This is a genomic window from Sphingomonas bacterium (assembly GCF_903643065.1).
Classification (GTDB): domain Bacteria; phylum Pseudomonadota; class Alphaproteobacteria; order Sphingomonadales; family Sphingomonadaceae; genus Sphingomonas.
Genome location: NZ_CAHJWX010000281.1, coordinates 1 through 3,900 on the forward strand (window position 1 = coordinate 1; position 3,900 = coordinate 3,900).

Consider the following 3,900-nt stretch of genomic DNA (forward strand, 5'->3'; position numbering starts at 1 on the left):
CTCGGCCAGCGGCGTGGCGCTCCAGCCGGCAAAGGCGGCCTTGGCCGCCGCTACCGCCTCGTCCAGCTGCGCCGGCGAGGCGACGGGACTGGTCGCGAACGGCGCGCCGAGCGCGGGATTGATCACGTCGATCCGACCGTGACCCTCGACCAACCTGCCATCGATCAGCATCGAAACGTCGACCATGCGCACCTCCGGCTAACCCCGTCTCCTTCCGCCACCCACCGGCGCGGCGCAAGCCCGTCTGGGCATGATTTGCGCGGCGCCACCCATGAGTTTTCGGCCGCTATGCAGGGTGCGCGCACGCGCTAAAATATCGGCATGAAATATCTCCACACCATGATCCGCGTGACCGACCTGGATGCCACCATCCGCTTCTTCGAGCTGCTCGGCCTGAAGGAGACCCGTCGCATGGAGAGCGAGGCGGGCCGCTTCACGCTGGTGTATCTGGCGACCCCCGACATGATCGTCGAGCCCGGCAAGCGCGCCGAGGCCGAGGTGGAGCTGACCTATAATTGGGACCCGGAAAGCTATGCGGGCGGCCGCAATTTCGGACATCTGGCCTACAATGTCGACAATGTGTACGAGACTTGCCAGCGGCTGATGGATGCCGGCGTGATCATCAACCGCCCGCCCCGCGACGGGTACATGGCCTTTGTCCGCACGCCGGACGACATCTCCATCGAACTGCTCAACGCGGGCGGCAAGCGCGAGCCCGCCGAGCCCTGGGTGTCGATGGCGAACACCGGCAACTGGTAGGCGCCGCGGGAGCGGGAGCGACGCGTCCTGCACCCGATCTGGCAGATCGCCGCCAAACCGGAGGCGCTGCTGCGATCGGCTCGCCGCCGGAACCGACTGCGGCCACATCGGGTCATCGCGTCCCGTCCGGCAACGAGACGGACACCACGCACGTTCACCCCACCATGCCGATCGATCCAGACCAGACCGCCACCATCGTCACCAGCCGGGCGATCCGGGCCGGCCGCGAGGAGAGCTTCGAACGCTGGGTGGAGGAACTGAACCGGCTCGCCCGCGCCGCGCCGGGATACCGGGCGGCGATCCGGCTTGGTCAGACCGCCGGCTTCCAGCATCTCCTGTTCCGCTTCGACGATCGCGACGCGGCCGACACATGGCAATTGGACGCGGGGCTGAGCCGGCATGTCGCCATCGCCGACCGCTTCTCCACCGCGCTGCGCCAGACCGACGCCGGCGATGGCGTCACCTTCGAACTGCCCAGCGACGCGAGCGCGAGCAAGTGGAAACGGTTCGTGACGACATGGCTGACGGTGTTCCCGGTCCTGCTCGTCATCAGCCTGGTGGTCCGAACGGCCTTGAAGGAGGCACCGTTGCCGCTGCAGCTCCTGCCCTCGTCACTGTTGCTCACGGCGACGCTGCAATGGATCATCCTGCCGCGCCTGCAGCGATACACGCGCTTCTGGCTGCTGCAGGACAGCGCCGGTCGGCTGCGGACGTGACGGCCTGATCGCGGCCGTGCACCGGCGATCGTCGGTCACGGCCCGGTATCGGCGTCCCCCACCATCAACCTTGCACTGGCATGCCCGGCTCACTCCGGGCAGACAGGCGCTCGCCGATTCCCCCTGTCGAGGTGCTCCTGATGCTCGCGCTTGCCTTGTTCGCTCCCGCCTTGCTGCTGGCGCAGGCGCAAGCCGACGCACCGCCCAAGGCGACGCCGGTCGCGCGCGCGGACGAGCCTGGCGCGGGCGACGACATGGTCCGCGGCCGGACCGACAAGGTCAGCGATCCCGAGATCGCCAAGGCCGCGACGCAGGAGACGGCGACGCCGCGCCGCCGATCGATCCCGTTTGACGGGCACACGCTCGCCTATACCGTCACGCCGGGTACGCTCACCATCCGCAACGACGAGGGCGAGCCGATCGCCTCCATGTTCTACACGGCCTACACGCTGGACGCGGCGAAGGGCGGCAAGCCGCGCCCCCTCACCTTCATGTACAATGGCGGCCCCGGCTCCTCCTCCATGTGGCTGCACATGGGCTCCTATGGGCCGATGAAGGTCGACGCGGCCGGGCTGGAGCAGCATCCAGGGGCGCCGGCGCACCTGCAGCCCAACCCGAACACCATCCTCGATCGCACCGACATCGTCTTCCTCGACGCGATCGGCACCGGCCTGTCCCGTCCGCTCGGCAAGGCGACCGGCAAGGATTTCTGGAGCGTCGATGGCGACCTGGACGCCTTCGCCCGGGGGATCGAGCGCTATCTGACCGTCGCCAAGCGCTGGAACTCGCCCAAATTCCTGCTCGGCGAGAGCTACGGCACTACCCGCTCGGGCGGGCTCGCCTACCTGCTGGAGAGCCGGGGGGTCCGGCTGTCCGGCGTGACGATCATGTCCACCGTGCTCGATATCCCGCTGCTGTTCGATCCGACGGTGGATCAGGCGCACATCAACGCGCTGCCGACCTTCGCCGCCACCGCCTGGTATCACCATCGCCTCGCCAGCCCGCCCGCCGACCTCGCCGCCCAGGCCGAGCGCGCGCGCGCCTTTGCGATCGGTCCCTATGCCGCCGCGCTCGCCAAGGGCGACCGGCTGGAGCCGACCGAGCGCGACGCGGTGGCGACGCAGGCCGCCGCGTTGATCGGTGTCAGCCCCGAGTTCATGATCCGCTCCAACCTGCGGCCGGGGCCCGACCGCTTCCGCAAGGAGCTGCTGCGCGATCAGCGGCGGACGGTGGGACGGCTGGATACCCGGTTCGACGGGATCGATGCCGATGCCGGCGGCAACGGCCCCGAGTTCGATGCCGCCAACGAGGCGCTGTCCGGCGCCTTCATCGCCGCGCTCAACGACTATCTGTTCAACGACCTGGGCTATCGGACGCCGCTGACCTACCGGCCCAATTTCTACACGAGCATCGCGCCCGCCTGGGACTGGAAGCACAAGACGCCGGGCGGCGGCCGGCAGATGGCGGTCAACAGCTCGGTCGATCTGAGCCAGGCGATGCGCCAGAACCCAAGGCTCAAACTATTGTCGCTCAACGGCTATTACGATCTGGCGACGCCGTTCGCCGGGGCGGACTATGACCTTCAGCACATGGAGCTGGAACCGACGCTGAAGGCCAACATCACCTATCGCTATTACGCGTCCGGCCACATGATCTACATCGAGCCGGGCGCGGCGCGGCAGCTGCGCACCGACCTGGACGCCTTCTACGATGATGCGACGCGCTAGGCGTCGCGGGTCCTGCCAGCGTTGGCTCCAGGCTGGCAGGACACAAAACGCTGGCCTCAGTTGACCGTGGGCATCATGCCGCCGTCGACCCGGAGGTTCGCGCCGGTGATGAAGCCGGCGAGCGCGCTGGCGAGGAAGGTCACCGCATGGGCGATGTCGGTCGGCGCGCCGATCCGGCCGGCCGGCAGCTTGACCTCCTTGACGTAATAGGCCTCGAACGCGTCCCACTCGAAGGTGCCGCCCTGCGCCTCGATCATCTCCTTCGCGCCTGCTTCCATGCCGGGCGTGCGGATCGGGCCGGGGCTGACGGTGTTGGCGGTGACGCCCGTGCCGCCCAGCGCGCGCGCCAGCGAGACGGTCTGGTTGATGTTGGCCATCTTGGTCGCGCCATAGACGGCGACGAACGGCTCCGGCATCGGGCCGAGGAAGCTGCCGATGTTGATCACCCGACCCCAGCCGCGCTCCTTCATCCCCGGCACCAGCCGCGTGACCAGGCGCACGACCGACGTCACATTGTCGTTGAACAGGCTGTTCCAGTCGTCGGCCGTGGTGTCGAGGAAGTCCTTGATCGGGAACGCGCCCGCATTGTTGACCAGGATGTCGATCCCGCCGAACGCGGCGAGGCTCGCGTCCACGACGGCCGCCGCCTGCTCGTCGCTGCCGAGCGCGCCGATCGCGACCGCCGCCTTGCCGCCGGC

The 3,900-nt window shown here is 68.5% G+C and carries 5 protein-coding genes; 3 read left to right on the top strand and 2 right to left on the bottom strand.

All coding sequences use genetic code 11. The features are described 5' to 3' along the window. Nucleotides 1-186, bottom strand: a 186-nt coding sequence (locus tag HUU95_RS10355) for an aldehyde dehydrogenase family protein (RefSeq protein ID WP_174280041.1), incomplete at its 3' end; no start/stop codon positions are given. A 135-nt stretch (nucleotides 187-321) separates the two neighbouring features. Between HUU95_RS10355 and HUU95_RS10360 the strand changes: the two genes are divergently transcribed. The 3 genes from HUU95_RS10360 to HUU95_RS10370 all read left to right on the top strand — a co-directional run bounded on the left by HUU95_RS10360 (nucleotide 322) and on the right by HUU95_RS10370 (nucleotide 3,202). Beyond that, nucleotides 322-759: a VOC family protein gene (locus tag HUU95_RS10360; RefSeq protein ID WP_174280042.1), complete on the top strand. Its 438-nt coding sequence runs from the start codon at nucleotides 322-324 to the stop codon at nucleotides 757-759. 164 nt (nucleotides 760-923) lie between these two features. Continuing rightward, nucleotides 924-1,475 (top strand): hypothetical protein, encoded by a 552-nt coding sequence (locus HUU95_RS10365; protein WP_174280043.1) that lies wholly within the window; start codon nucleotides 924-926, stop codon nucleotides 1,473-1,475. Nucleotides 1,476-1,615: 140 nt separating this feature from the next. Then, the gene (locus HUU95_RS10370) at nucleotides 1,616-3,202 is read left to right on the top strand and encodes a S10 family peptidase (RefSeq protein WP_174280044.1); all 1,587 of its coding nucleotides are present in this window, start codon (nucleotides 1,616-1,618) and stop codon (nucleotides 3,200-3,202) included. A 56-nt stretch (nucleotides 3,203-3,258) separates the two neighbouring features. On the opposite strand, the gene HUU95_RS10375 is transcribed toward HUU95_RS10370, so the two are convergent. Continuing rightward, a partial coding sequence (locus tag HUU95_RS10375) for an SDR family NAD(P)-dependent oxidoreductase (protein ID WP_174280045.1) occupies nucleotides 3,259-3,900 on the bottom strand: 642 nt, incomplete at its 5' end.